This is a genomic window from Xenorhabdus aichiensis (assembly GCF_028598775.1).
In the GTDB taxonomy this organism is placed as follows: domain Bacteria; phylum Pseudomonadota; class Gammaproteobacteria; order Enterobacterales; family Enterobacteriaceae; genus Xenorhabdus; species Xenorhabdus bovienii.
This window is the reverse complement of sequence record NZ_JAQRFO010000037.1, coordinates 1-23757: the sequence shown is the minus strand read 5'-3', so window position 1 is coordinate 23757 and position 23757 is coordinate 1. Positions and strand designations below refer to the sequence as shown.

The window sequence follows — 23757 nt, the reverse complement described above, 5'->3', positions numbered from 1 at the left end:
CTCTACAGCTTACATTGTCTATTTGCTTTATTTTTATACATAGCAGAATGTCTTCTTTTTAATAGGGAGCTTATGGATTTGGTGTCGAATGGAGCATCCATAAGTCAATGAATAATAGATGAACCATCATTATTTTTACAGAGAGTTGTTATTGTGAATATTCCCAGTATGAGTGTCGAAATTTTTTGCATATTTATATTTTCATCCGTGTTTCTGTTTCTGGCACGCAAGGTGGCAAAAATTATCGGCCTTGTTGATAAGCCGAATTACCGCAAGTGCCATCATGGATTAATCCCTCTGGTAGGTGGTATCTCTGTCTTTTTTGGCGTTTGTTTTGCTTTTGCTATAACAAAAGAATTTATACCTCATAAATGGTTATATCTGGCTTGTGCGGGAATATTGGTTTTTGTCGGCGCGTTAGATGACCGTTTTGATATCAGCGTGAAAATTCGGGCAACAATTCAGGCACTGGTTGGGATCAGCATGATGTATTTTGCTGATCTCAAAATTGAAAGTTTGGGCAGCGCTTTTGGCCCATGGGAAATGACATTGGGTCCATTCAGCTATGTTGTTACTCTGTTTGCTGTCTGGGCTGCCATTAACGCCTTTAACATGGTTGATGGGATTGATGGCTTATTGGGAGGTCTGTCCAGTGTTTCTTTCGGAGCATTGGGAATTTTGCTATATGCAAACGGTAATACAGCACTGGCATTTTGGTGTTTTGCGTTTATCGCGGGGATATTACCTTATATTCTTCTCAATCTGGGGCTACTCGGGACGCGCTTCAAAGTTTTTATGGGAGATGCGGGAAGCACTCTGATCGGCTTTACCATTATCTGGTTGCTGACCGAAACGACTCAGGGTGAACACAGTTCGGTTAATCCAGTGACTGCATTGTGGATTATTGCGATCCCATTAATGGATATGGTTGCAATTATGTATCGCCGACTGCGCAAGGGTATGAGTCCGTTTTCGCCCGATCGCCAGCATATTCACCACTTGATCATGCGTGCGGGTTTCACTTCCCGTCAGGCATTTATCTTAATTACCGTGGCCGCTGCTTTATTGGCATCGATAGGGATCATTGGTGAACAACTGAGTTTTGTGCCTGAGTGGGTCATGTTGGCATTGTTTTTGCTTGCATTTATGTTGTATGGCTATTGCATCAAACGAGCATGGCGGGTGGCCCGTTTTATTAAACGGTGCAAGCGTCGTATGCGCCGGGCAGTAAGCCATCACTAAAAACATTTGACTTATCAAAGAGGTTTTGGGCAGTGATAAACTCAGAAACGAAATCTAAGCAGGATCAATCTGTTATAGAGCATGAGTTGGATATTCGTGCACTGTGTCATGCTCTGTGGCGCGGAAAGATATGGATTATCGCACTGGCAATGATTTTCGCTGCCGTTGCTTTAGGTGCATCGTACCTGATGCAGCAGAAATGGAGCGCAACCGCTATTGTGGATTTACCGACGACCAATGATCTGGGGAGTTATTATTCACAACAACAATTTCTGCGCAATCTGGATACCCACATCAATGCCTCTCCAGAGGCACAACTGCCGACTATTTCAGATGGTGCATACAAAGAATTCATAACACAGGTGGTGGCGTATGATACCCGTCGCGAATTCTGGCTTCAGTCTGATTATTACAAACAGTACAGGGAAGGTAATGAGAAAGCAGATGCGGTATTGCTGGAAGAGTTAATTAATACGATTCAAGTGTTACGGCGTGATGATAAAAAATTACCGAATGAAGTCATAAAATTGACGGCAGAAACGGCAGTGAATGCCAATCAGTTCCTGCGAGAGTATATGGCGTTTGCTAATCAACGTGCGAGTACTCACCTGAACAATGAGATTAAAGGTGCGTGGGCAACCCGTATCCAGTCGATGAAAGCGCTGGTCAAGCGTCAGGAAATGGTCGCCAAGGCGATGTACGGCCGCAAATTGAATGTCTTGCAGCAATCATTGAAAATAGCTGAAAAACAAGGCATCCACCGTAATCAAACAGATATTCCCATTGAAGAATTACCTGAATCCCAGATGTTTATGATGGGAGCGCCATTGCTGCAATCACAAATTGAAACCTTGGAAGTCACTGGGCCTAATTACAGCATCGATTATGATCAAAACATAGCGATGTTGGCTACATTGAATGTTGGCCCGACTCTGCAAAATACTTTCCAGACCTACCGTTACCTCAGAACCCCTGAGGTGCCTGTCAACCGAGACAGTCCCCGCCGTGTATTCATGATGATTATGTGGGGAGCGATTGGTCTGTTGGTTGGCGCTGGAGTCGCGCTGACAAGGCGTTCGCACACATAAAATCAGCTCAAATAAGTTTTATTCAGGGGAATACAAATTAATGACTGTTTCCGATGGTCTGTATTCTACATTCACATTTATCGGAAGCAGGGATAGAAATGGCGGTAAAAAACGCCCTTTCCTGGAAGCATCAGTAATGATTGACAAAATAAGAGAGTCACTGTGAAAGTGTTGACTGTGTTTGGTACTCGGCCGGAAGCTATCAAAATGGCTCCTTTGGTACACGCATTGGCCAAGGATGCTGCCTTTGACGCAAAAGTGTGTGTGACTGCACAGCATCGGGAGATGTTGGATCAAGTACTGAATTTGTTTGAGATCACGCCAGATTTTGACCTCAATATCATGAAAAAAGGGCAGGATCTCACGGATATCACGTGTCGTATCCTTGAAGGCATGAAGCCAGTATTAGAAGAGTTCAAACCAGATGTAGTGTTGGTGCATGGTGATACTGCGACCACAATGGCGACCAGCTTGGCCGCTTTCTATCAGCGCATTCCGGTAGGCCATATCGAAGCGGGCTTGAGAACCGGCGATCTTTACTCCCCGTGGCCGGAGGAGGCCAACCGTAAAATCGCAGGTCATCTGGCGATGTATCATTTTGCGCCGACAGAAAATTCTCAAAATAACCTCTTGAAAGAGTCTATTGCCGGAAGCTCTATTTTTGTGACGGGCAATACGGTTATTGACGCTCTGCTGTGGGTACGTGATCGCATTGTGAGTGATGACGCGCTGAGTGGTCAGCTTGCTAAACTTTACCCCTTTATTGACCCGAATAAAAAAATGATCCTGGTGACATGCCACCGCCGTGAGAGCTTTGGCGGCGGATTTGAGCGTATTTGTGAAGCGTTAGCACAGGTAGCCAGAGCACACCCTGAAGTTCAGGTCGTTTATCCTGTTCACTTAAACCCGAATGTGAGCGAGCCGGTTAAACGCATTCTGCATGACATTGATAACGTTATTCTCATTAATCCACAGGACTATCTGCCATTTGTCTACTTAATGAATCATGCCTACATGATTCTGACAGACTCTGGTGGGATTCAGGAAGAAGCCCCTTCTCTAGGAAAACCCGTTCTGGTTATGCGCGATACCACGGAGCGGCCAGAAGCCGTTGATGCGGGTACAGTGCGGCTGGTGGGAACAAAAACGCAGACCATCGTTGAGGAAGTCACGCGCCTATTAACGGATGACATCGCTTATCAGCAAATGAGCCGCGCTCATAACCCTTATGGTGATGGTCAGGCTTGCCAGCGAATTCTTGAAGCATTGAGGAAAAATCAGGTGACATTATGAGCTTTGAAACAATTTCTGTGATCGGTCTTGGTTATATCGGCTTGCCAACTGCTGCGGCATTCGCTTCCCGCAAAAAAAACGTCATCGGTGTGGATGTCAACCAACATGCGGTAGAGACAATTAACCGTGGTGCGATTCATATTGTTGAACCTGATCTGGACAAAGTGGTGAAAACTGCTGTTGAAGGCGGTTACCTGAAGGCCGTGACTTATCCGCAGCCTGCGGATGCTTTCCTGATTGCAGTACCAACGCCGTTTAAGGGCGAGCATGAGCCTGACATGGCCTATGTGCGTTCTGCGGCAGAATCGATAGCGCCAGTTTTGAAAAAAGGGGATTTGATCATTTTGGAATCCACTTCTCCCGTTGGTGCGACCGAACAGATGGCAGAATGGCTGGCAGCGGCACGTCCTGAGCTCTTATTCCCACAGCAGGCAGGCGAAAATGCAGACATTGATATCGCGTACTGTCCTGAGCGTGTTTTACCGGGTCAAGTCATGGTGGAATTGATCAAGAACGATCGCGTAGTGGGCGGCATGACACTGAAATCGTCCCGCAGGGCGAGCGAGCTGTACAAAATTTTCCTTGAAGGCGAATGCGTTGTTACTAATGCTAAAACGGCAGAAATGTGCAAATTGACTGAAAACAGTTTCCGTGATGTCAATATTGCCTTTGCCAACGAGCTCTCTCTGATTTGCGCCGAACAGGGGATCAATGTCTGGGAACTAATCAGTCTGGCAAACCGTCATCCACGCGTCAATATCCTGCAACCAGGCCCTGGCGTAGGCGGGCACTGTATTGCGGTAGATCCGTGGTTTATCGTATCCCAGAACCCGGCACAATCTCGCTTGATTCATACTGCGCGTCTGGTGAATGATGGCAAGCCGCTTTGGGTGGTTGACCAAGTGAAAGCCGCAGTAGCGGACTGTCTGGTGGAGAGCGGTAAACGGGCGGATGAAATTAAAATAGCCTGTTTTGGTCTGGCTTTTAAACCGAACATTGATGACTTACGGGAAAGCCCTGCTGTTCATATCACGAAGATGGTGGCACAGTGGCATGTTGGTCAAACTGTGGCGGTTGAGCCGAATGTTCATGAATTGCCTAATTCGCTGAAAGATCGTGTGGAATTAGTTGATATGCAACAAGCATTGAATGAAGCTGACGTTGTTTTGATGCTGGTGGATCACAGCCAGTTCAAGGCAATTGCCGGCAGAGAAATAAAACAAAAATGGGTTGTTGATACAAAAGGAGTTTGGCGTTGAAACGTATTCTGATTACGGGTGGTGCGGGCTTCATTGGTTCTGCTGTTGTTCGCCATATTATCAATCATACCGAAGACAGCGTTGTTGTTGTTGATAGTTTGACTTATGCGGGTAATCTTGAGTCACTGTCATCGGTGGTCGATCATCCACGTTATGCCTTTGAGCAGGTTGATATCTGCCAGCGTGATGCATTAGATCGTGTATTTCAGCAGTACCAGCCGGATGCTGTCATGCATCTTGCGGCCGAAAGCCATGTGGATCGCTCCATTGATGGGCCTGCCGCCTTTATCGAAACCAATATCATGGGTACCTATGTTTTGCTGGAAGCATCCCGCGCATTCTGGCAGCAACTGGATCAGGAAAAGCAGGCTGCATTCCGTTTCCATCACATTTCAACTGATGAAGTGTATGGCGATTTGTATGGCGATGAGGGTTTCTTCACAGAAACTACGCCTTATGCACCAAGTAGCCCTTATTCCGCTTCGAAAGCATCCAGTGACCATTTAGTCAGGGCCTGGCGTCGTACTTATGGCTTACCGACCGTGATCACCAACTGTTCGAATAACTATGGTCCTTATCACTTTCCGGAAAAATTGATCCCTCTGATCATCTTGAATGCATTGGCAGGAAAGCCATTGCCTGTCTATGGCAAGGGAGAGCAGATCCGTGACTGGTTGTATGTAGAAGACCACGCGCGTGCGCTGCATCTCGTCGCTACCACGGCAGAACCGGGTGAAACTTATAACATTGGTGGTCATAACGAGCGCAGAAACCTTGATGTCGTAGAGACCATCTGTGAACTGCTGGAAGAGCTGCGTCCTGTAAAACCCGCAGGTATTGTCTGTTACCGTGACCTGATTACTCATGTGGCTGATCGTCCGGGGCATGATATGCGTTATGCCATTGATGCGGCGAAAATTGAGCGCGAATTGGGCTGGACTCCGCAGGAAACCTTCGAATCCGGTATTCGCAAGACCGTGCAATGGTATCTGGAGAATGAGACTTGGTGGCGGAGAGTTCAGGACGGTTCTTATGCGGGTGAACGTCTTGGTCTGGCGAATGAATAAACCTGTCTGGGGGATAGTATGAAAGGAATTATACTCGCGGGAGGTTCTGGCACCCGTCTGTATCCAATAACACGCGGCGTCTCAAAGCAGTTATTGCCCATTTATGATAAGCCGATGATCTACTATCCACTGTCAGTCTTAATGCTGGCAGGGATACGCGATATCCTGATTATTTCCACGCCGGAAGATTTGCCTGCTTTCAAACGCTTATTGGGCAGTGGCGAACAGTTTGGTATTCGCCTGAGCTATGCAGTGCAGCCTTCGCCCGATGGCTTGGCACAGGCATTTATCATTGGTGAAGAATTCATTGGCAATGATGCCTGCTGTCTGGTGCTCGGAGATAATATCTACTTTGGTCAGGCGTTTAGTCCGAAATTGCAAAGTGTCGTTGCCCGTCAGACTGGAGCAACGGTATTCGGTTACCAAGTGATGGATCCTGAACGGTTTGGTGTCGTGGAGTTTGATGAGCAATACCGCGTACTCTCGATTGAGGAAAAACCAGTCCAGCCGAAATCAAACTGGGCAGTGACAGGGCTCTATTTCTACGACAACAAAGTGGTGGATTTAGCCAAACAAGTGAAACCTTCTGTCCGTGGTGAGCTGGAAATTACCAGTATTAACCAGATGTATCTGGAGCGCGGAGAATTGAACGTTGAACTATTGGGACGCGGGTTTGCGTGGCTGGATACCGGCACCCATGACAGCCTGATTGAAGCCAGTACTTTTGTGCAGACCGTCGAAAAACGACAGGGATTCAAAATTGCCTGTCTAGAAGAGATTGCATGGCGTCGTGGTTGGTTGAATGATGAACAGTTAAAAGCCGCTGCTGCCAACTTGGCAAAAACGGGTTACGGTAAATATCTGATGGACTTGCTCCATGTCTATTCGCGCTAATATTGAACCACTGGCATGGGATAGCCAATTTTTCGGTTTGCCCACTGCCCGTTTGAACTTTTCACCGCAGGCATCAGTGCTGACGACGGCTCAGTTAGATGAGTATGCACTGGTGCAGGCGAAAGTCCCTGCCCAGCAGATTAACACCATTGACGGCTTATCTGCCTTGGGGTTTTCATTGGTGGAAGGTGAAGCAGATTTTTTGCTGCCGGTGGATTCTGGCGCGATGTGTTGTAGGGATGCGACCGGAATTCAGTCGAAACAAGCGCTGATTTCCGCAACACCGCAGGACATACCTGTATTGACGGCAGCAGCAGCCAGTGTATTCAAGGCCAGCCGCTTTCGGGCACCTTGGTATCAGCCTGATGATAGCGGCCGGTTTTACGCGGCTTGGGTTGAAAAAGCCGTTTTGGGTACTTTTGACCATGAATGCTTGCTCGTCAACGATGAGTACGGCCAAATTATCGGCTTTGTCACCCTGAGAGATATCGGTAGCCATGAAGCCCGTATTGGCTTACTGGCAGCCCTTCCGGGCAATTATCACCGGGGCATTGGTAAAAAATTAATGTCGGCGGCGCAGCGGTGGTGTGAAAACCACCAGATACAGCGGCTGAGAGTGGCAACACAAATCAGCAATATCACTGCCTTGCGCCTTTATACACGTAGTGGTGCAACAATTGAGAGCACCGCATATTGGTTATACAGAGGATGAGATGATTCCATTTAACAAACCACCAGTAGTTGGCACGGAACTGGAATATATGCAACAGGCGATGGGCAGTGGAAAATTATGCGGCGATGGCCACTTCACTAAACGTTGTGAAGAGTGGATGGAGCAGCATTTTAACTGTCTGAAGGTGTTGCTGACGCCCTCTTGTACAGCAGCATTGGAAATGGCAGCTATTTTGTTGAATATCCAGCCGGGTGATGAAATCATCATGCCGAGCTACACCTTTGTTTCGACCTCCAACGCCTTCGTCCTGCGTGGTGCAACCATCGTTTTCGTGGATATCCGCCCAGACACGATGAATATGGATGAAACCAAGATTGAAGCAGCCATTACAGACAAAACCCGTGCCATTGCGCCAGTGCATTATGCGGGTGTTGCTTGTGAAATGGATACCATCATGGCGCTGGCGGAAAAATATAACCTGTATGTGGTGGAAGATGCAGCTCAAGGCGTGATGTCCACCTATAAAGGCCGCGCACTCGGTACTATTGGTCATATCGGTTGTTTCAGTTTCCACGAAACCAAGAACTACTCTTCCGGCGGTGAAGGTGGTGCGATATTAATCAACGATGAATCGATGATCGCTCGGGCCGAAATCATTCGTGAAAAAGGGACTAACCGTAGCCAGTTCTTCCGTGGACAGGTGGATAAATACACGTGGCGTGATATTGGCTCCAGTTATTTGCTGTCTGATCTGCAAGCGGCGTATCTTTGGGGGCAGCTGGAAGTCGCTGAGAACATTAACCAGCGCCGCCTATTCCTGTGGGATAACTATTATCAGGCATTGAAGCCGTTCGCAGATGCGGGTCGCCTGAGCTTACCCGTTGTGCCAGAAGGCCTGGAACACAATGCTCACATGTTCTATATCAAACTGAAAGATGTCGAGGAGCGCGGCGTATTCAATCGCTATATGCAAGAGACGAATATTCTGACAGTGTTCCATTACGTGGCATTGCACACGAGCCCGGCGGGTGAAAAATGTGGCCGTTTCCACGGAGAAGATCGCTTTACGACCAGTGACAGTGAGCGGTTGGTACGTTTGCCTATGTATTACAATATTACTGACGAAGAGCAGCAAGCAGTGATCAACCGTATCAAGGAATTTTTCGCCTGATATGTCACTTGCTAAAGCCTCTGTATGGACGGCGGGTTCCACACTGATCAAAATCGGTGTGGGGCTGCTAGTCATTAAACTTCTGGCGGTGTCCTTCGGTCCAGCGGGTGTTGGGCAGGCGGGCAATTTTCGCCAACTGATTACTGTACTGGGCGTGCTGTCTGGTGCGGGAATTTTTAATGGTGTCACCAAATATGTGGCGGAACACCATCAGCAGCCGGAAAAACTCAGGGCGATACTGGGTACTTCGTCTTCGATTATTCTGGGTTTTTCCACCTTGTTGGCCGTTGTTTTTCTCTTGTTCACCGACGCCATCAGCATCGGCCTGTTTGGCCACAATAATTACAAAACAGTGGTGCAGGCGCTCGCATTTATCCAAATGGGCATTGCTTACGCCAACTATTTTCTGGCCATCCTGAAAGGTTTCAGGGATGCTCAGGGCAACGCACTGTCGATTATTCTGGGTAGCCTGACAGGAATGATTGCCTATGGCCTCTGTTATTGGCTGGGAGGCTATGAAGGCGCGCTAGCGGGCTTGGCTTTGGTGCCGGCTTTGGTGGTTCTGCCGGCGGGATTGATGATCCTGCGCAGTAAGGTGATTACGTTTTCAGCATTAAAGCCCATGTGGGATCGCGTGATTGCCAGCCATCTGGGGAAATTTACGCTGATGGCGCTACTGACGTCTATTACGCTGCCAGTGGCTTATATCATGATGCGAAATCTGATGGCAGAGCGTTATAGCTGGGAGGAAGTCGGAATTTGGCAGGGTGTGAGCAGCATTTCGGATGCCTATTTGCAGTTTATCACCGCCTCTTTCACCGTCTATTTGTTGCCGACACTCTCCCGATTGGAAAGTAAGCAAGAAATTACTGGCGAAATCGTCAAGGCGCTGAAGTTTGTGTTACCCGCCGTTGCCGCAGCCAGCTTTTCAGTTTGGCTGTTGCGTGATTTTGTGATTTGGCTGCTGTTTTCAGATAAATTCACCGCGATGCGGGATCTATTCGCATGGCAGTTAGTGGGCGACGTTTTGAAAGTTGGTGCTTATGTCTTTGGTTATCTGGTGATAGCGAAAGCGGCACTGCGTTTTTATGTACTGACTGAAATTAGTCAATTTCTGCTGCTGACAGGCTTCTCTCATTGGCTGATACCCGAAAATGGAGCGTTGGGGGCGGCGCAGTCATACATGGCAACTTACATTATTTATTTCATCCTTTGTTGTAGTGTATTTATTATTTATCGCAGGCGAGCATGACAACCCTAATTCACGTCTTGGGATCGGATATTCCACATCACAATCAAACGTTATTGCGTTTCTTTAATGACGTCTTGGCTCAGGAAATGATTTTTCCAGCCAAACCGTGTTTTATGGTGGTGTCCAAAGACCACACATGGCTATCTAATTACCCGGCCTTGGCGATCACGGTTTATGGCAGCAAAGCTGCTTTGGCACGGGCTGTGATAGAGAAAGCGCAGGCAGACAGAAAGACCCGTTTCTTTTTCCACGGCCAGTTCAATGCGGCTTTGTGGCTGGCTTTATGGGTTGGCAAAATCAAACGCCATCAATTCTGGTGGCACGCTTGGGGGGCTGACTTATATGAAGACTCCCGACAGCTAAAATTCCGTTTGTTCTATCAGCTTCGTCGTTTGGCACAGAAGCGGGTGGGGCAGATTTTTGCCACGCGTGGTGATCTCCAGTATTTTAGCCAGTCCAATCCCAATGTACCGTCAACACGGCTCTATTTTCCAACGCGTATGGAGCCATCACTGACCGTAACGGAAAAAATATGCTCGCCAGAAGGGATCACTATTCTGCTGGGTAACTCTGGCGATCAGTCTAACCGCCATATTGAAGCGTTAAACAAGATTCACCGTCAATTTGGCAATGAAGCACGAGTGATTATGCCAATGGGCTACCCCGGTGATAATCAGGCTTATGTTCAAAGCGTGGAGCAAACCGCATTGTCGCTGTTTCGGGCGGAAAACGTCCATATTTTGAAAAATAAAATGGCTTTTGACGACTATCTGTCATTGCTGCGTCAATGCGATTTAGGCTATTTCATTTTCAATCGCCAGCAGGGAGTCGGAACTCTTTGCCTGTTAATTCAATTTGGTATTCCGTTTGTCCTGAGCCGTCAGAATCCATTCTGGCACGATCTGACAGAACAGCAGATCCCCGTTTTGTTTGATGGAGATGAACTGAATAAACACTGGGTGCAGGAAGCACAGCGTCAAATGCTGTCCCTCGATAAAAAGGCGATTGCCTTTTTTGATCCCAATTTCATTGAAGGGTGGAAAGCTGCCCTGTCGGCTGCATTGGGAGAGTATTAATGACTTTGACGCAATTCAGCGGGTTATTTGTTGTTTACGTGATCTCGCTATTCTTTATCCTAACCCTGACATATCAAGAGTTCCGGCGCGTTCGCTTTAACTTTAATATCTTTTTTTCACTGCTTTATTTGCTGACATTCTATTTTGGCTTTCCGTTGACCTGTATGTTGGTGTTCCATTTTGAGGTGCAGATAGTCCCTGTAGACTCATTGTTGTACGCGATGCTGGCTTCTGGCTGTTTTTATGCTATTTACTATGTCAGTTATAAAACACGTCTCAGTTATAAGACGCCAGCCCGTAAGACAGCCTCGTTTAGCACACCATCTTCTGTCGTGTCTCGCCGGCCGTTGTTCACCATGAATCGGGTGGAAACTAACCTGACGTGGCTGTTGCTGGCTAGCATTGCTATCTTCACCGTTGGCTCGTTTTTTATGCAGAACGGTTTCTTACTGTTTAAGCTACAGTCGTATAGCCAGATATTTTCTAATCAAGTTTCCGGCGTGGCACTCAAGCGGTTTTTCTACTTCTTTATTCCTGCCATGCTGGTGGTGTTTTTCCTGAAACCCACTAAAACCCGCTGGTTGTGCTTTTTGGTGGCGACAGTCGGGTTTGGCATCCTGACTTATGTGATAGTTGGGGGAACACGAGCTAACATTATTCTGGCTTTTGCATTATTCCTGTTTATTGGAATTGTCCGTGGTTGGATCACTTTGTGGATGCTACTTTTGGCGGGTGTCATCGGGATCGTCGGCATGTTCTGGCTGGCATTGAAACGTTATGGGCTTGATGTGAGCGGTTCGGAAGCATTTTATACTTTCTTGTATCTTACAAGGGATACCTTTTCCCCGTGGGAAAACCTCGCTTTGCTGCTGGATAACTACGGCAAAATTGATTTTCAGGGGCTGGCGCCGATTGTCCGTGATTTCTATGTTTTTATTCCAAGTTGGATGTGGCCGGACAGACCTAATCTGATATTGAATACTGCAAACTACTTTACGTGGGATGTGCTGGATAATCACTCTGGTCTGGCGATCTCTCCAACCTTGATAGGCTCATTGGTGGTGATGGGTGGCGTATTCTTTATCCCCTTTGGTGCGATTGTTGTCGGATTGATTATTAAATGGTTTGACTGGGTCTATGAAGCGGGGAAACAGGAAGCCAATCGCTATAAAGCGGCAATTTTACAGGCTTTCTGTTTTGGAGCGATTTTTAACATCATTGTCCTCGCCCGTGAAGGTGTGGATTCTTTTGTTTCCCGAGTAGTGTTTTTTTGCCTCATTTTTGGTTTGTGTCTGGTGGTAGCAAAAGTGCTGTATTGGTTGTTTGAAAGCGCAGGATTGGTTCGAAAATTTGTTATCAGCAATGTGCCTGCGTCGCAGAAAGTATCCGCTATTGCGGATGTTAAGGAAGAAAAATGACACTGAATAACATTCCAAAATACCGTATCCGTGGCTTCAGTCTCTGGGGCTTTCGTGGAATGTCGCATTTCCTCGATCATCTTTTTCAGGATGGGCAGGTAAAAACAGGCACATTGGTTGCGATTAACGCAGAAAAAGTCCTCACTGCGGAAAAAGACAATGCGCTGAACATATTGCTGGATGAGGCTGAATACTTATATGCCGATGGCATTAGTATTGTGCGTGCTATTCGCCGTAAATATCCCGATGCGCAGGTGTCCCGCATTGCGGGAGCGGATTTATGGGAAGCTTTGATGGAACGCGCGGGCCGGGAAGGCACGCCGGTATTTCTGGTGGGTGGAAAACCGGATGTTCTGGCGCAGACAGAAAACAAACTGCGTAGTCAGTGGAACGTTAATATTGTTGGCAGTCAGGACGGTTATTTTACCCAGGAAGGGCGTGATGTGGTGTTTGAGCGTATCCATGCCAGTGGTGCCGCCATTGTCACGGTAGCAATGGGATCGCCTAAACAGGAAATTTTCATGCGTGATTGCCGTAAAGTGCATTCTGGCGCACTGTATATGGGCGTAGGGGGAACGTATGATGTCTTTACCGGACATGTCAAACGTGCACCGAAAATTTGGCAAAATTTGGGATTGGAGTGGCTTTATCGTCTGTTATCGCAGCCAAGCCGCATCCGGAGGCAAATCAAGCTATTGAAATTTCTGGGTTATTATTACGGTGGTAAGCTGTAAACCTGTTATTTAGCTATTATTGACCCCACTGTATCAATATCGGTGATTAGGATGGATAGAGTGGGTTTGACCTGCCTCGCTAATTTCTTTTCATTCCATACGTCCATTTTGTCTGCTATTTACTATGCATAATGAAACAGGCTTTGACTCGATTTTATAATTTTTTATTTCACTGATGGGCAAAACGTGTTTTGATCCCTGCCTTTTTTTACAATGATTGATTATCAATTCCTGTAATTTTCTGCTTGCAAATAGAGACATCATAAAAATGGATAGGGAGTTTTATGAGTGATTCAAAACAGAGCCTGCAAAGGGGACTTGAGGCACGTCATATTGAGCTGATTGCGCTAGGTGGCACAATCGGCGTTGGACTGTTCATGGGATCTGCCAGCACATTGAAATGGGCGGGTCCTTCGGTTCTGCTGGCTTACATCATCGCTGGGCTTTTTGTTTTTTTCATCATGCGTTCGATGGGGGAAATGCTGTTTCTTGAACCCGTCACTGGCTCATTCGCCGCGTTTGGACATAAGTACCTCAGCCCTTATTGGGGATGTCTGACGGCTTGGGGCTACTGGTTTATGTGGGTTTCCGTGGGGATCTCAGAAATCACCGCTGTGGGGGTCTATGCGGAATTCTGGTTCCCAGATCTGCCTCAATGGGTTTCTGCATTGGTTGCTGTCGGGTTGGTTGCCCTGGCGAACTTGGCGGCCGTGCGCTTGTATGGGGAGCTGGAATTCTGGTTTGCCATGATCAAAGTGACCACGATTATCGTCATGATCCTGATTGGTATCGGTTTGATCTTTTTCGGACTGGGTAATGACTGGCAGCCTATTGGCTTGGATAATTTGACCGCGCATGGCGGCTTTTTCTCTGGTGGCTGGAAAGGGTTCTTGTTTGCCCTCTGTATCGTGGTGGCCTCGTATCAGGGAGTGGAACTGGTTGGCATTACCGCAGGGGAAGCTAAAAACCCACAGGTAACACTTAAAAAGGCCATTAACAATATTCTGTGGCGTATCCTGATCTTTTATGTCGGTGCGATTTTTATTGTTGTGACCCTGTTCCCGTGGACAGAAGCTGGCACGCATGGCAGCCCGTTTGTTATGGTTTTTTCCAAAGTAGGGATTGCTTCTGCCGCAGCGGTCATTAACTTTGTGGTGCTGACTGCTGCGCTTTCGGGATGTAACAGCGGCATGTACAGTGGTGGCAGGATGCTGTATGCCTTGGCGAAGAATCGCCAGTTACCGGCTTCATTGCTGAAATTGTCAAAAAATGGCGTACCTGTGAGATGTATTGCGATCACCATTGGCTGCCTGATTGTAGGTTCCAGCCTGAACTACCTGATCCCAAATCCACAGTCGGTATTCGTTTACGTTTATAGTGCCAGCGTATTGCCCGGTATGGTGCCGTGGTTTGTCATTCTGGTAAGCCAGTTGCGTTTCCGCCAGCAGAATCAGGAAGCATTGAAACAGCATCGGTTTAAGTCGCTCCTTTTCCCTTACGTCAATTACCTGACTCTGGTATTTCTGAGTTGTGTTCTGATAGGGATGGCGATTAACCCGGATACGCGTTTTTCACTGATGGTCGGTGGCGCATTTTTACTATTTGTGTCACTGGTTTATTGGCTGGGGAAATTTATTTGCGGCAAAACGCAAAATAGTTCGTTAGATTAATTCTTGACCAAACAAACCCTTTGCGGTGGAAATATGCTGGCTTTATCAACGAAGTGATTGAAGTGTAATCAAACAAATCATTTCCTTAAAAAAAGCACTGGACAGTTCGACATTAAATCCGTACTATCCTCCACCGCAACGGCGTTAAGCGCCCGTAGCTCAGCTGGATAGAGCGCTGCCCTCCGGAGGCAGAGGTCTCAGGTTCGAATCCTGTCGGGCGCGCCATTTAAAGCGTGCGAGAGCAGTGGCAGTGGGTTATCGTGGTGAATGACGTTGTAAGCAGTTTGTGAAAAGATAACTTTCGAAAAGATAGTTGTTATGGTGGCTATAGCTCAGTTGGTAGAGCCCTGGATTGTGATTCCAGTTGTCGTGGGTTCGAGTCCCATTAGCCACCCCATCTTTTTTATGACACGCGATGGTGGCGGAATTGGTAGACGCGCTAGCTTCAGGTGTTAGTGTCCTTACGGACGTGGGGGTTCAATTCCCCCCCTTCGCACCATAAGAAAGAGATTGTAGAAGAAGTACATTTCGGCGAGTAGCGCAGCTTGGTAGCGCAACTGGTTTGGGACCAGTGGGTCGGAGGTTCGAATCCTCTCTCGCCGACCAAATTCTGAGAAAGCCCTGCTATTTGCAGGGCTTTTTCTTTTTGTATCTCTGGGAGAGATGCTATTCCTAATCGTTATTTCCCAACTATCAAAAAGCCCTTCATTTCTTTTTGTCATTTCCCACTTTTAGCTTGAAATCTATTATTTTTGCACTTTTATAGGTGTTATAACTATTTGTTTTTAAATGTCTTTTATGTATGGTGTTGTATTTCCGCGACAAACATACTATTGAATGTCTCGGTTTGGAGACATTTAACTCATTGATTATTATCTTCTATATGTAAACTGCTGAAAGGGCGTCTCAAATGAGAGACGGTATTGTTCGATTATTCTTAGTGAAAAGTCGAATGCCTGTTGTCGGGGATCTGATACACCTTGAGTAAGAGAGAATTAACCTGATGACTAAAAATTGGCACGAAACGTGCTTATAAAGAATTGTAGATACTCATCCCACTCCTTATGACAGCACAGGCTTCATAAACCTCGGGATGATGTAGAGCTGATTATCAGTGCCTATGGTCCACGTTATAGATGAATAAGCATTTAGTCTTTTCATCACCAACCGGACACAACGTTGAGTGAGGCACTATCCGTCTGTAGACCTGATTGTATTTATACACCTGTCTTTTTTGATAGGTGTTTTTTTTTGCTTGTACCCTGAGATTTGCATGATGCACCAAGGTTAACGATTCAATAGTATCGATAGGTATTGCAATCGTTAACCTTGGTGAATTATCATCTAAAATGAAGGCGTCTTATTCTTCTGTATCACTCTCACGCTTCAGAGTCAGCATAAAGCCTTTGCTACGTGTTTGAGCGGCTTCTTCACGCTTATGCTGTCTGTCGAACGCATCGGCAAGCCAAGCATAATCATGGGCGTCAGGACGCTGTGAAAGAGCCGCCTTGAATGCTGTTTCAGCCTCAGCCCACTGACCGTGGTGTAAGGCTACCTGCCCAAGTGTACTGTTCAGTAATGGTGTCGCTCCATGCTGCTTTAATAAATACGCCAGTGATTTTTGCACGGCTTCGGCATCATCTGTCTTTAAGTGTGGAATTAACAGCAGCAGGCGTTCGTCATATTGCTGCTTTAACCCATTGAGGACAATCTGCTGTGCAGTGTCGTGATCATTACACTCAATCAGATGTTCGGCCATGGCGACTTGTAGCACGATATCATTGCGGAGTTTGCGATTTTGATCTTTCCACCATGCCTTCAATCCTGTACTGCCTTTTTCTGCCATGATCTGATTCATCAACCCGATGTAGGCTTGCTGGCGCAATTGATGAATATGTTCTTCATCACACAAACCAACCTTTATCAGAGAAGGCAGGATATCGATGAGGGATTGGTAGGCTCCTGACTGCGTATAAGCCTGCTCTGCTAGTCTTAGTACTTCAGGGTGGCGCGGTGCGTGGTTCAGTAGCTTATCCACACCATTGCGGGCGGCATGAACTTCGCCTTGTGCCAGTTGGATACGGACTCGGGTTATATCGACAGGCAACTGATCTTTATCGGCGACTTCTGCGGCACGTTCAATATACTGGTTGGTACGGAGGTAATCGCCACGCTGCTGGGCGGCTTCTGCGGCCAGTAAATAGTTGACGACGGGGTTTTCCGCATGGTCAGCATTACGGGTCATCAAATGTTCAACCTGCTTGAAGTCCCCTTCGGCCAATTTGAGCAGGGCCTGTTTGGTCTGCAAACGTGCCCGGCTGCGTTTGTATCCGCCAAAGAGCCAACTGTGGGTGAACGTACTGGTACGTATCAACCTGCGGTAACACCAGCCGATTAAAATCAGCAGGAATTGTAACAGAACAAACATAATCACCATCGCAGTGACGCTGGTGGTGATGTTGTGATTGTCTGTTTGGATCAAAACGTATCCCTGATGCCCGGACAACAGAGGGCCGAGCACAACACCTACGATGAGGATAATGAACAGCAATAATACTTTCAGCATGTTCAACCCTCCTGAACAGGCGTTTCTGCCTGACCAGATGTTTCTGCGGGCTTCGGCTGGGGTTGAACCTCTGATTGAGGCTGAACTTGAGGGTCTGACTGATGCGGCAAATTGTAGATACGCTTGCGCACTAGGTCTGCCAGTATTGGCTGACTGCTCAGGTGTTCAGGGAGTTCAATAGAAAGCGGTTTCTGCGCCAGCGAATCAATATCCTGCAAAAAGGTTTTTGTATCTGGGGAAGCAGTATCGAAATAAGACCTCACCCAACTTGAAACGGCTTCCAATGATTGTTTATAGACTTCATTCTGGTGACGGGGAACCGCTTGGGCTGCCACCAGTAGTTTGGAGCGGATGTTTTCACGCAGGTAAACGTCTTGGTTCGGAGCCAATAATGGTACTACGGAGTTGTCACGACGTTTGATAGTAATGAAATTCTCCATAAAGCTGTCCCAGCTCTTACTCAGGTTTTTACGCCAGTCAGAGAGTGAAGCACTGATTCCTCCATCGTCTTCATCCATTGGCGCTTCTTGTTCTCCATTATCTTCCAGCCGTAAATTATCGATCTGATTTGATAAGCGATTCAGAGTAAGAATAATGCCATCTAAATCAAGCTGATTAATTTTAGAGAGCGTATTGATATCTTCCATGATGGCTTGGCGAATGTGTAGCAGGCTGGGATCATCCATCTCGGCAAGGCTTTGGTCGGCATTTTTCAGCAGTGCGATTGCGGTAGTCGTATCTTGTTCGGCCCATATTTTGCGGCCAGCCATCTTCACGAGATAATTTGCTTGTGCCAGGTGCCAGTTTTCGAGATCCGTATTTGAAATCTCTGATAAGCGGGTCTGAAGCTCCAACATGCGGCTGTCTGTTTGTTTATTTTGCAGTTTGGCCTGTTGCAAGTCGCCCTCTAGCTTCTGAAACTGGGTAGCAAAATCTTGTTTGTCGCTAGACTGTTGTTGTGCGAGAGAGGCAACCTGCTGCTGAAGAGCAAGGTTTTCGGCTGTTAATACTGCATTTTGTTGCTTGCCATAATGGTAAAGGTAAATGGCACCTGCACCGATCGCCAGCGTAATGGCAATTGAGAGTGTATTTCCCACCCATCCATAACGTTTGGGTTTATGGGGAGCCGTTTCAGGCTGCTGAGGGTGTTTTGTCTCAACCGCATCAGTGGATTGCTTTTGTTCCGTCATAATGGACATCCCATATTGGTTTATTCTAGTGCCTGCATTAAGGCGTCATTATCTGCACTCTTGGCTATTTTTATTGCCTGCCAGCCCAGTGTTTGGGCAATATCGGCAAGGCGTTCGCTTACCACAATCAAGTCGCAACTCAATAACCACGTTTTGCCATCACCATCAGTGACTAAGTTATATAACAGTTGCAGCATTTCGCCACTGGTAACAACGAGGGTTTTTATACCATATTGTTGCCAATGGCGACTGAAATCAGCGACATGATATTTGATAGGCTGGCGTGAATAACACTCACAATAATCGACTTCCCCTCCCCGGCTTCTCAATGTTGAAGCGATAACTTCACGACCTCCATTGCCCCGGAGCAATAAAATCTTTTTATCATTCACCCGCTGCAAAATGGGGAGTTGCAGTAGATCTTCACTCGTTTCACCTTGTTCAGGCCAGAGGATCTCCAACCCGGTTTTTTGATAAAACATCAGGGAAGTTGATTTGCCGATACCATAATAGGATAGCTTATCAGGCCATGATAGACCTTCTTGCATAAGCTGTTCATTGGCATAGTGAACGGCGTTTTTTGATAACAGGAAGACTAAATCACCCGCCGACAGCCGTTGGAGTTTCTGTGACAGTAACGGTAGATCGCCTCCGGGATAAATCGCAATGAGTGGTGCACTGAATGCCATTTTTCCTATAGCCCTCAGTCGCTTGACTAACTGCTCTCCTGCGGGATTTGGGCGGGTGATCAAGATGCTCATTCAGGAGAGTTCCTCTGGTAGACATCAGCCAGAATCTGGCGTGCGCCTTTCTCCAATAATTCTTCCGCCAATTCCACACCCGCTCGACAGGCCTCTTCTGGTGATACGGTTTTTTCACCACGTACAGTCATGCTGCCATCGGGAGCTCCGACAAGCGCGCGCAGCCAGATATTGTTTCCCTGCCAGATAGCATAGCTGCCAATTGGCACCTGACAGCCTCCCTCAAGGTGGGTATTCATGGCGCGTTCAGCCAGAACGCAGATTTCTGTTCCTGTATGGTTTAAGGGAGCAAGTAACTCACGGGTTTGCTTATCATCAAGGCGGCACTCAATACCGACTGCACCCTGACCGACTGCGGGTAGCAGTAACTCCGGTGCCAACGGCATACGAATGCGATCTTCCAGCCCTAACCTTTTCAGACCCGCAGCGGCAAGGATAATGGCATCATAATCGCCGTTATCAAGCTTGCCCAGACGGGTACCTACATTGCCACGCAGGTCACGGACCACCAGATCAGGACGTAACTGACGAAGCTGGCATTGGCGGCGTAAACTGGATGTACCGACGATACTGCCAATGGGCAGCTCATCAAGCGAGGCGTATTTTACTGAAACAAAGGCATCCCTTGGATCACCCCGTTCGCAAATTGTGACCAACCCTAAGCCGTCAGGAAATCTCACAGGGACATCTTTCATGGAGTGGACGGCAATATCAGCCCGATTTTCGAGCAGTGCCAACTCCAGTTCTTTCACAAATAATCCCTTACCGCCCACCTTTGCCAGTGGAGTATCGAGGATCACATCCCCGCGTGTCACCATGGGAACCAGCTCCACTTTCAGTTCTGGATGAAACTGTTCCAGTTGCTTTTGGACATATTGAGCTTGCCACATAGCCAGCGGGCTTTGGCGGGTCGCGATACGAATGATTTTCATTGTCATTGATAATTATATTGGGTAATCGTATTAATAACGGTATTTAGGGGCTTTTGAGCCGCTAAATTGCGAGAAAATAGAGTCAGTTTTAACATTTCAATACGTTTTTTTCCAGTTAGGTCAAAGCCAGAAAAAACCTGAATAGATTATAGATATACAGGTTGTGAAATAAAAATAATTTTAAATATTAAAATAATATTTTATTTAAATAGAGAAAATAAACAAACAGATTGATTTAAAAGCAAATTACTATTTGAAATTTACCCTGATGAAAAAACCGAAGGAGAGGTATTTACTAATTAAAAATATCATTAGCTGAAGTATTTATGTAAACCTTATGGCATTACAATGCTTTACATAACCTATATGAAAAATAATCAACTATAATTCCTCTTTCAAAAAACATAATATTATGTCTATTTTGTGATTAATGTAATATTTTACAATGAGTTAGTTTATTGTTGACTGTTGTGGAGAAGGCGGAAAGGTGGTATTGCGTACTTTACGCTTCGACCGCAAGGTGTTAGATTGATCACGTTTCCGACAATAATTTTGTAAAATTTTTTAAAAGTCATCTTGCAATACGATGCTTTATCGGAAACGGGGGTTACTTTAGGCACTGGAACTCAATCAGGCGAAACTCTTGTATCTCTATATTGAAACTCTGAAGCAGCGACTGGATGCAATTAACCAGCTTAAGTTAGAGCGTGCGACCAGCTCAATGAGTCCCGTTTTTAAGCAGGTTTATAATTTAATTCCGGTATTATTGCATTATCATCATCCAATGATGCCAGGCTATATCAAAAGCAACGTACCTCATGGCGTTTGCTTCTTCACGTCTGATGAATCTCAGCAATTTTGGATTAATGATCTGGCATGCCAGTCTGCTGGTATTTTGTCACACACTCCCAACGGTGAGTTGCCGATTACGGGTATTTACTCGATGGGCAGCACCTCTTCCATAGGGCAAAGCTGTTCTTCTGACCTGGATATCTGGGTCTGTCATCAATCCTGGCTGGATCATAGTGAAAAAGCGTTACTGGAACAGAAATGCACTCTGATAGAACAGTGGGCGGAGTCGCTGGGTATTGAAGTGACATTTTTTCTGGTTGATGAAAATCGCTTTCGTCATAACGCCTGTGGCAGCCTGAACGGGGAAGACTGCGGAACAACCCAGCACATCCTTCTGCTGGATGAGTTTTATCGCACGGCGGTCTGCATGGCAGGTAAGCGCTTGTTGTGGATGATGGTTCCTGTGGAAGAAGAGGGGCAGTATGACGAATATGTGCTTTCTCTTTATGCCCAAGGTGTTTTGACGCCAAACGAGTGGCTGGATCTGGGCGGGTTGAGTGAACTGTCAGCAGAAGAATATTTTGGGGCAAGCCTGTGGCAGCTCTACAAGAGTGTTGACTCTCCGTATAAAGCAGTTTTGAAAAGTCTGTTGCTGGAGGCCTATTCATGGGAATATCCGAACGGAAAATTGCTGTCAATGGAGATGAAACAGCATTTCCATGATGGTTCTATTGTTTCCTTCGGCCTTGATTCTTATAGCATGATGCTTGAGCGTGTAACTCGCTATCTCACCGCCACGAACGATTTCACGCGTCTGGATCTGGCGCGCCGTTGTTTTTACCTGAAAGTTTGCGAAAAGATGCTGGGAAGTCACGAGGATAAAGGCTGTACAGGATGGCGCCATCAGGTCATGTCGCAGCTGGCGCATGAATGGGGTTGGGATGCCCACAAATTGGCAATGCTGGATAACCGTAATTCATGGAAAATCGGGCTAGTGCGTGATGCTCATAATGAATTACTGGATACCATGATGATGAGTTATCGCAATTTGATCCGTTTTGCCCGGCGTAACAATTTAAGTGTGAGTGCCAGCCCACAGGATATTGGCGTACTGACCCGTAAATTGTATGCAGCATTTGAAGCCTTGCCAGGTAAAGTCACTCTGGTGAATCCACAAATTTCACCGGATCTGACAGAACAGGATCTGACATTCATCTATGTTCCACCCGGGCGTGTAAACCGTAGCGGCTGGTATCTTTACAATCAAGCGCCAACGATAGAATCGATCATCGGCCACCAGCCACTGGAATATAACCGCTATTTAAATAAATTGGTGGCGTGGACTTATTTTAACGGTCTGCTGACGAAAGGATCTCGTATCCATATTCATCACGGGAAGTCGCAATGTGACCGGAATAACCTGTGTGATTTGGTGAACGATATCGCTACCCATTTTCCAATCCGCCTGCCTGCACCGACGCCAAAAGCGTTATATAGCCCCTGTGAGATTCGTCATCTGGCGATTATTGTTAATTTGGAAAAAGATCCCACTACGGACTTTTCCAATCGGATCGTGCATTTTGATTTCAGAAAGCTGGATGTTTTCAGTTTTGGTGAATTGCAGCAATGTCTGGTGGGGAGTATCGACCTGCTTTACCGTAACTCGTGGAATGAAGTGAGGACATTGCATTTCAGTGGTGAACAATCCATGCTGGAAGCGTTGAAAACTATCCTGGGAAAAATGCATCAGGATGCGGCACCACCCGCTGAGGTTGACGTGTTCTGTTATAGCGAGCATTTGCGTGGATTGATCCGAACTCGCGTTCAGCAGTTAGTTTCAGAATGTATAGAGTTGCGTCTGTGTAGTAATCGTCAGGATCCCAATCGTTTTAAGGCGTTGCGCATTTCAGGCCAGACGTGGGGTTTATTTTTTGAACGGTTAAACGTTTCGGTACAGAAATTAGAAAATGCGGTGGAATTCTATGGCGCGATTTCCAATACTAAATTGCACGGCCTGCCAGTTAAGATTGATAACAAAGAAAAGCACTTACCTCCTGTGATCGATGGGTTTGCCTGTGAAGGTATTATTCAATTTTTCTTCGAAGATATTGAAAGAAGTCAGGGGTTCAATATTTATATTCTTGATGAGTCAAATCGAGTAGAAATTTATTCCCATTGTGAGGGCAGTAAAGAAGAATTGGTACGTGACGTCAGTCGTTTTTATTCTTCATCGCATGATCGTTTTACTTATGGCTCCAGTTTCATCAACTTCAATTTACCGCAGTTCTATCAAATCATCAGGAAAGGTGAGCGTACCCATGTTGCTCCATTTATAGATGGTGTGTTTCCACCGGATAATACGGAACATAATGATACCGCGTGCAGTATTGATGTACATCTGGATGACTCGTGTAGGTCACACGATCCTTGCCATTCGCTGTATCCCTATTGATATAAAACGAATAGTTTGCAAAATACGTCAATTTTCGGCATAACATCTATTATATTTAAAGCGTATTTTATTATTTGTGGAATTAATTAAATATAGATTTTTACTGTATTTTGCTATAATGAAAAATTGTTATTTAATTTAATTGAAATATAAAATCAATTAATTATTAATAATATTTTTTCGTTAATTCCTATATTTCATGTTTATATTAATAATTTTATGTGTTA

The 23757-nt window shown here is 46.3% G+C and carries 18 protein-coding genes and 4 tRNA genes; 18 read left to right on the top strand and 4 right to left on the bottom strand.

Going from position 1 to position 23757, the window contains the following annotated elements:
* Positions 1 to 153 precede the first annotated feature (153 nt).
* The 17 genes from wecA to PSI22_RS15225 all read left to right on the top strand — a co-directional run bounded on the left by wecA (position 154) and on the right by PSI22_RS15225 (position 15443).
* Positions 154 to 1242: a UDP-N-acetylglucosamine--undecaprenyl-phosphate N-acetylglucosaminephosphotransferase gene (wecA, locus tag PSI22_RS15305; RefSeq protein ID WP_273580500.1), complete on the top strand. Its 1089-nt coding sequence runs from the start codon at positions 154 to 156 to the stop codon at positions 1240 to 1242.
* 32 nt (positions 1243 to 1274) lie between these two features.
* A complete protein-coding gene (gene wzzE / locus PSI22_RS15300; RefSeq protein WP_273580499.1) occupies positions 1275 to 2330 on the top strand; it encodes an ECA polysaccharide chain length modulation protein in 1056 nt (351 codons plus the stop codon).
* Positions 2331 to 2492: 162 nt separating this feature from the next.
* Positions 2493 to 3623, top strand: a complete 1131-nt coding sequence (wecB, locus tag PSI22_RS15295) for a non-hydrolyzing UDP-N-acetylglucosamine 2-epimerase (protein ID WP_273580498.1) — start codon at positions 2493 to 2495, stop codon at positions 3621 to 3623.
* Complete coding sequence (gene wecC / locus PSI22_RS15290) at positions 3620 to 4882, top strand: UDP-N-acetyl-D-mannosamine dehydrogenase (RefSeq protein WP_273580497.1); 1263 nt, start codon at positions 3620 to 3622, stop codon at positions 4880 to 4882. The genes wecB and wecC overlap by 4 nt, the downstream gene beginning before the upstream one ends.
* Complete coding sequence (rffG, locus tag PSI22_RS15285) at positions 4879 to 5949, top strand: dTDP-glucose 4,6-dehydratase (RefSeq protein ID WP_273580496.1); 1071 nt, start codon at positions 4879 to 4881, stop codon at positions 5947 to 5949. The genes wecC and rffG overlap by 4 nt, the downstream gene beginning before the upstream one ends.
* An 18-nt stretch (positions 5950 to 5967) precedes the next feature.
* A complete protein-coding gene (gene rfbA, locus PSI22_RS15280; protein ID WP_273580495.1) occupies positions 5968 to 6843 on the top strand; it encodes a glucose-1-phosphate thymidylyltransferase RfbA in 876 nt (291 codons plus the stop codon).
* Entirely contained in the window at positions 6827 to 7555 is a 729-nt protein-coding gene (rffC, locus tag PSI22_RS15275; RefSeq protein ID WP_273580494.1) for a dTDP-4-amino-4,6-dideoxy-D-galactose acyltransferase, read from the top strand. Before rfbA ends, rffC begins: the two co-directional genes overlap by 17 nt.
* A gap of 1 nt (position 7556) precedes the next feature.
* Positions 7557 to 8687 (top strand): dTDP-4-amino-4,6-dideoxygalactose transaminase, encoded by a 1131-nt coding sequence (gene rffA, locus PSI22_RS15270; RefSeq protein WP_273580493.1) that lies wholly within the window; start codon positions 7557 to 7559, stop codon positions 8685 to 8687.
* Position 8688: 1 nt separating this feature from the next.
* Complete coding sequence (wzxE, locus tag PSI22_RS15265; protein ID WP_273580492.1) at positions 8689 to 9939, top strand: lipid III flippase WzxE; 1251 nt, start codon at positions 8689 to 8691, stop codon at positions 9937 to 9939.
* Positions 9936 to 11015 carry a TDP-N-acetylfucosamine:lipid II N-acetylfucosaminyltransferase gene (locus PSI22_RS15260; protein WP_273580491.1) on the top strand — a complete coding sequence of 360 codons (1080 nt, stop codon included), beginning with the start codon at positions 9936 to 9938 and terminating at the stop codon, positions 11013 to 11015. The genes wzxE and PSI22_RS15260 overlap by 4 nt, the downstream gene beginning before the upstream one ends.
* A complete protein-coding gene (gene wzyE / locus PSI22_RS15255) occupies positions 11015 to 12433 on the top strand; it encodes an ECA oligosaccharide polymerase (protein WP_273580490.1) in 1419 nt (472 codons plus the stop codon). The genes PSI22_RS15260 and wzyE overlap by 1 nt, the downstream gene beginning before the upstream one ends.
* A complete protein-coding gene (wecG, locus tag PSI22_RS15250) occupies positions 12430 to 13167 on the top strand; it encodes a lipopolysaccharide N-acetylmannosaminouronosyltransferase (RefSeq protein WP_273580489.1) in 738 nt (245 codons plus the stop codon). Before wzyE ends, wecG begins: the two co-directional genes overlap by 4 nt.
* Before the next feature lie 284 nt (positions 13168 to 13451).
* A complete protein-coding gene (thrP, locus tag PSI22_RS15245; RefSeq protein ID WP_273580488.1) occupies positions 13452 to 14837 on the top strand; it encodes a bifunctional threonine/serine APC transporter ThrP in 1386 nt (461 codons plus the stop codon).
* A 148-nt stretch (positions 14838 to 14985) separates the two neighbouring features.
* Positions 14986 to 15062 (top strand) — tRNA-Arg (locus PSI22_RS15240).
* Positions 15063 to 15158: 96 nt separating this feature from the next.
* Positions 15159 to 15234, top strand: a tRNA-His gene (locus tag PSI22_RS15235).
* Positions 15235 to 15249: 15 nt separating this feature from the next.
* Positions 15250 to 15336: transfer RNA gene (locus tag PSI22_RS15230), tRNA-Leu, on the top strand.
* Positions 15337 to 15366: 30 nt separating this feature from the next.
* Positions 15367 to 15443 (top strand) — tRNA-Pro (locus PSI22_RS15225).
* Positions 15444 to 16197: 754 nt separating this feature from the next.
* Here the strand turns inward: PSI22_RS15225 and hemY are convergent.
* Genes hemY through hemC form a run of 4 tightly spaced genes read right to left on the bottom strand, consistent with a single transcriptional unit; the run spans position 16198 to position 20292 of the window.
* Positions 16198 to 17403 carry a protoheme IX biogenesis protein HemY gene (hemY, locus tag PSI22_RS15220; protein WP_273580487.1) on the bottom strand — a complete coding sequence of 402 codons (1206 nt, stop codon included), beginning with the start codon at positions 17401 to 17403 and terminating at the stop codon, positions 16198 to 16200.
* Positions 17404 to 17405: 2 nt separating this feature from the next.
* Entirely contained in the window at positions 17406 to 18593 is a 1188-nt protein-coding gene (hemX, locus tag PSI22_RS15215; RefSeq protein ID WP_273580486.1) for a uroporphyrinogen-III C-methyltransferase, read from the bottom strand.
* Between the two features lie 20 nt (positions 18594 to 18613).
* A complete protein-coding gene (gene hemD, locus PSI22_RS15210; RefSeq protein ID WP_273580485.1) occupies positions 18614 to 19354 on the bottom strand; it encodes a uroporphyrinogen-III synthase in 741 nt (246 codons plus the stop codon).
* Positions 19351 to 20292, bottom strand: coding sequence for a hydroxymethylbilane synthase (gene hemC, locus PSI22_RS15205; protein ID WP_273580484.1), 942 nt, complete (start codon positions 20290 to 20292; stop codon positions 19351 to 19353). Before hemC ends, hemD begins: the two co-directional genes overlap by 4 nt.
* A gap of 637 nt (positions 20293 to 20929) precedes the next feature.
* Between hemC and PSI22_RS15200 the strand changes: the two genes are divergently transcribed.
* Positions 20930 to 23530 (top strand): class I adenylate cyclase, encoded by a 2601-nt coding sequence (locus PSI22_RS15200; RefSeq protein ID WP_273580483.1) that lies wholly within the window; start codon positions 20930 to 20932, stop codon positions 23528 to 23530.
* Positions 23531 to 23757 lie beyond the last annotated feature (227 nt).

Bases quoted from the DNA above. Each gene is read 5' to 3' on its own strand.
- hemX (WP_273580486.1), bottom strand. From the start codon at position 18,593: ATGACGGAACAAAAGCAATCCACTGATGCGGTTGAGACAAAACACCCT.
- PSI22_RS15260 (WP_273580491.1), top strand. From the start codon at position 9,936: ATGACAACCCTAATTCACGTCTTGGGATCGGATATTCCACATCACAAT.
- wecC (WP_273580497.1), top strand. From the start codon at position 3,620: ATGAGCTTTGAAACAATTTCTGTGATCGGTCTTGGTTATATCGGCTTG.
- hemD (WP_273580485.1), bottom strand. From the start codon at position 19,354: ATGAGCATCTTGATCACCCGCCCAAATCCCGCAGGAGAGCAGTTAGTC.
- thrP (WP_273580488.1), top strand. From the start codon at position 13,452: ATGAGTGATTCAAAACAGAGCCTGCAAAGGGGACTTGAGGCACGTCAT.
- rffC (WP_273580494.1), top strand. From the start codon at position 6,827: ATGTCTATTCGCGCTAATATTGAACCACTGGCATGGGATAGCCAATTT.
- wzxE (WP_273580492.1), top strand. From the start codon at position 8,689: ATGTCACTTGCTAAAGCCTCTGTATGGACGGCGGGTTCCACACTGATC.
- rfbA (WP_273580495.1), top strand. From the start codon at position 5,968: ATGAAAGGAATTATACTCGCGGGAGGTTCTGGCACCCGTCTGTATCCA.
- hemY (WP_273580487.1), bottom strand. From the start codon at position 17,403: ATGCTGAAAGTATTATTGCTGTTCATTATCCTCATCGTAGGTGTTGTG.
- wzyE (WP_273580490.1), top strand. From the start codon at position 11,015: ATGACTTTGACGCAATTCAGCGGGTTATTTGTTGTTTACGTGATCTCG.
- rffA (WP_273580493.1), top strand. From the start codon at position 7,557: ATGATTCCATTTAACAAACCACCAGTAGTTGGCACGGAACTGGAATAT.
- hemC (WP_273580484.1), bottom strand. From the start codon at position 20,292: ATGACAATGAAAATCATTCGTATCGCGACCCGCCAAAGCCCGCTGGCT.
- wecG (WP_273580489.1), top strand. From the start codon at position 12,430: ATGACACTGAATAACATTCCAAAATACCGTATCCGTGGCTTCAGTCTC.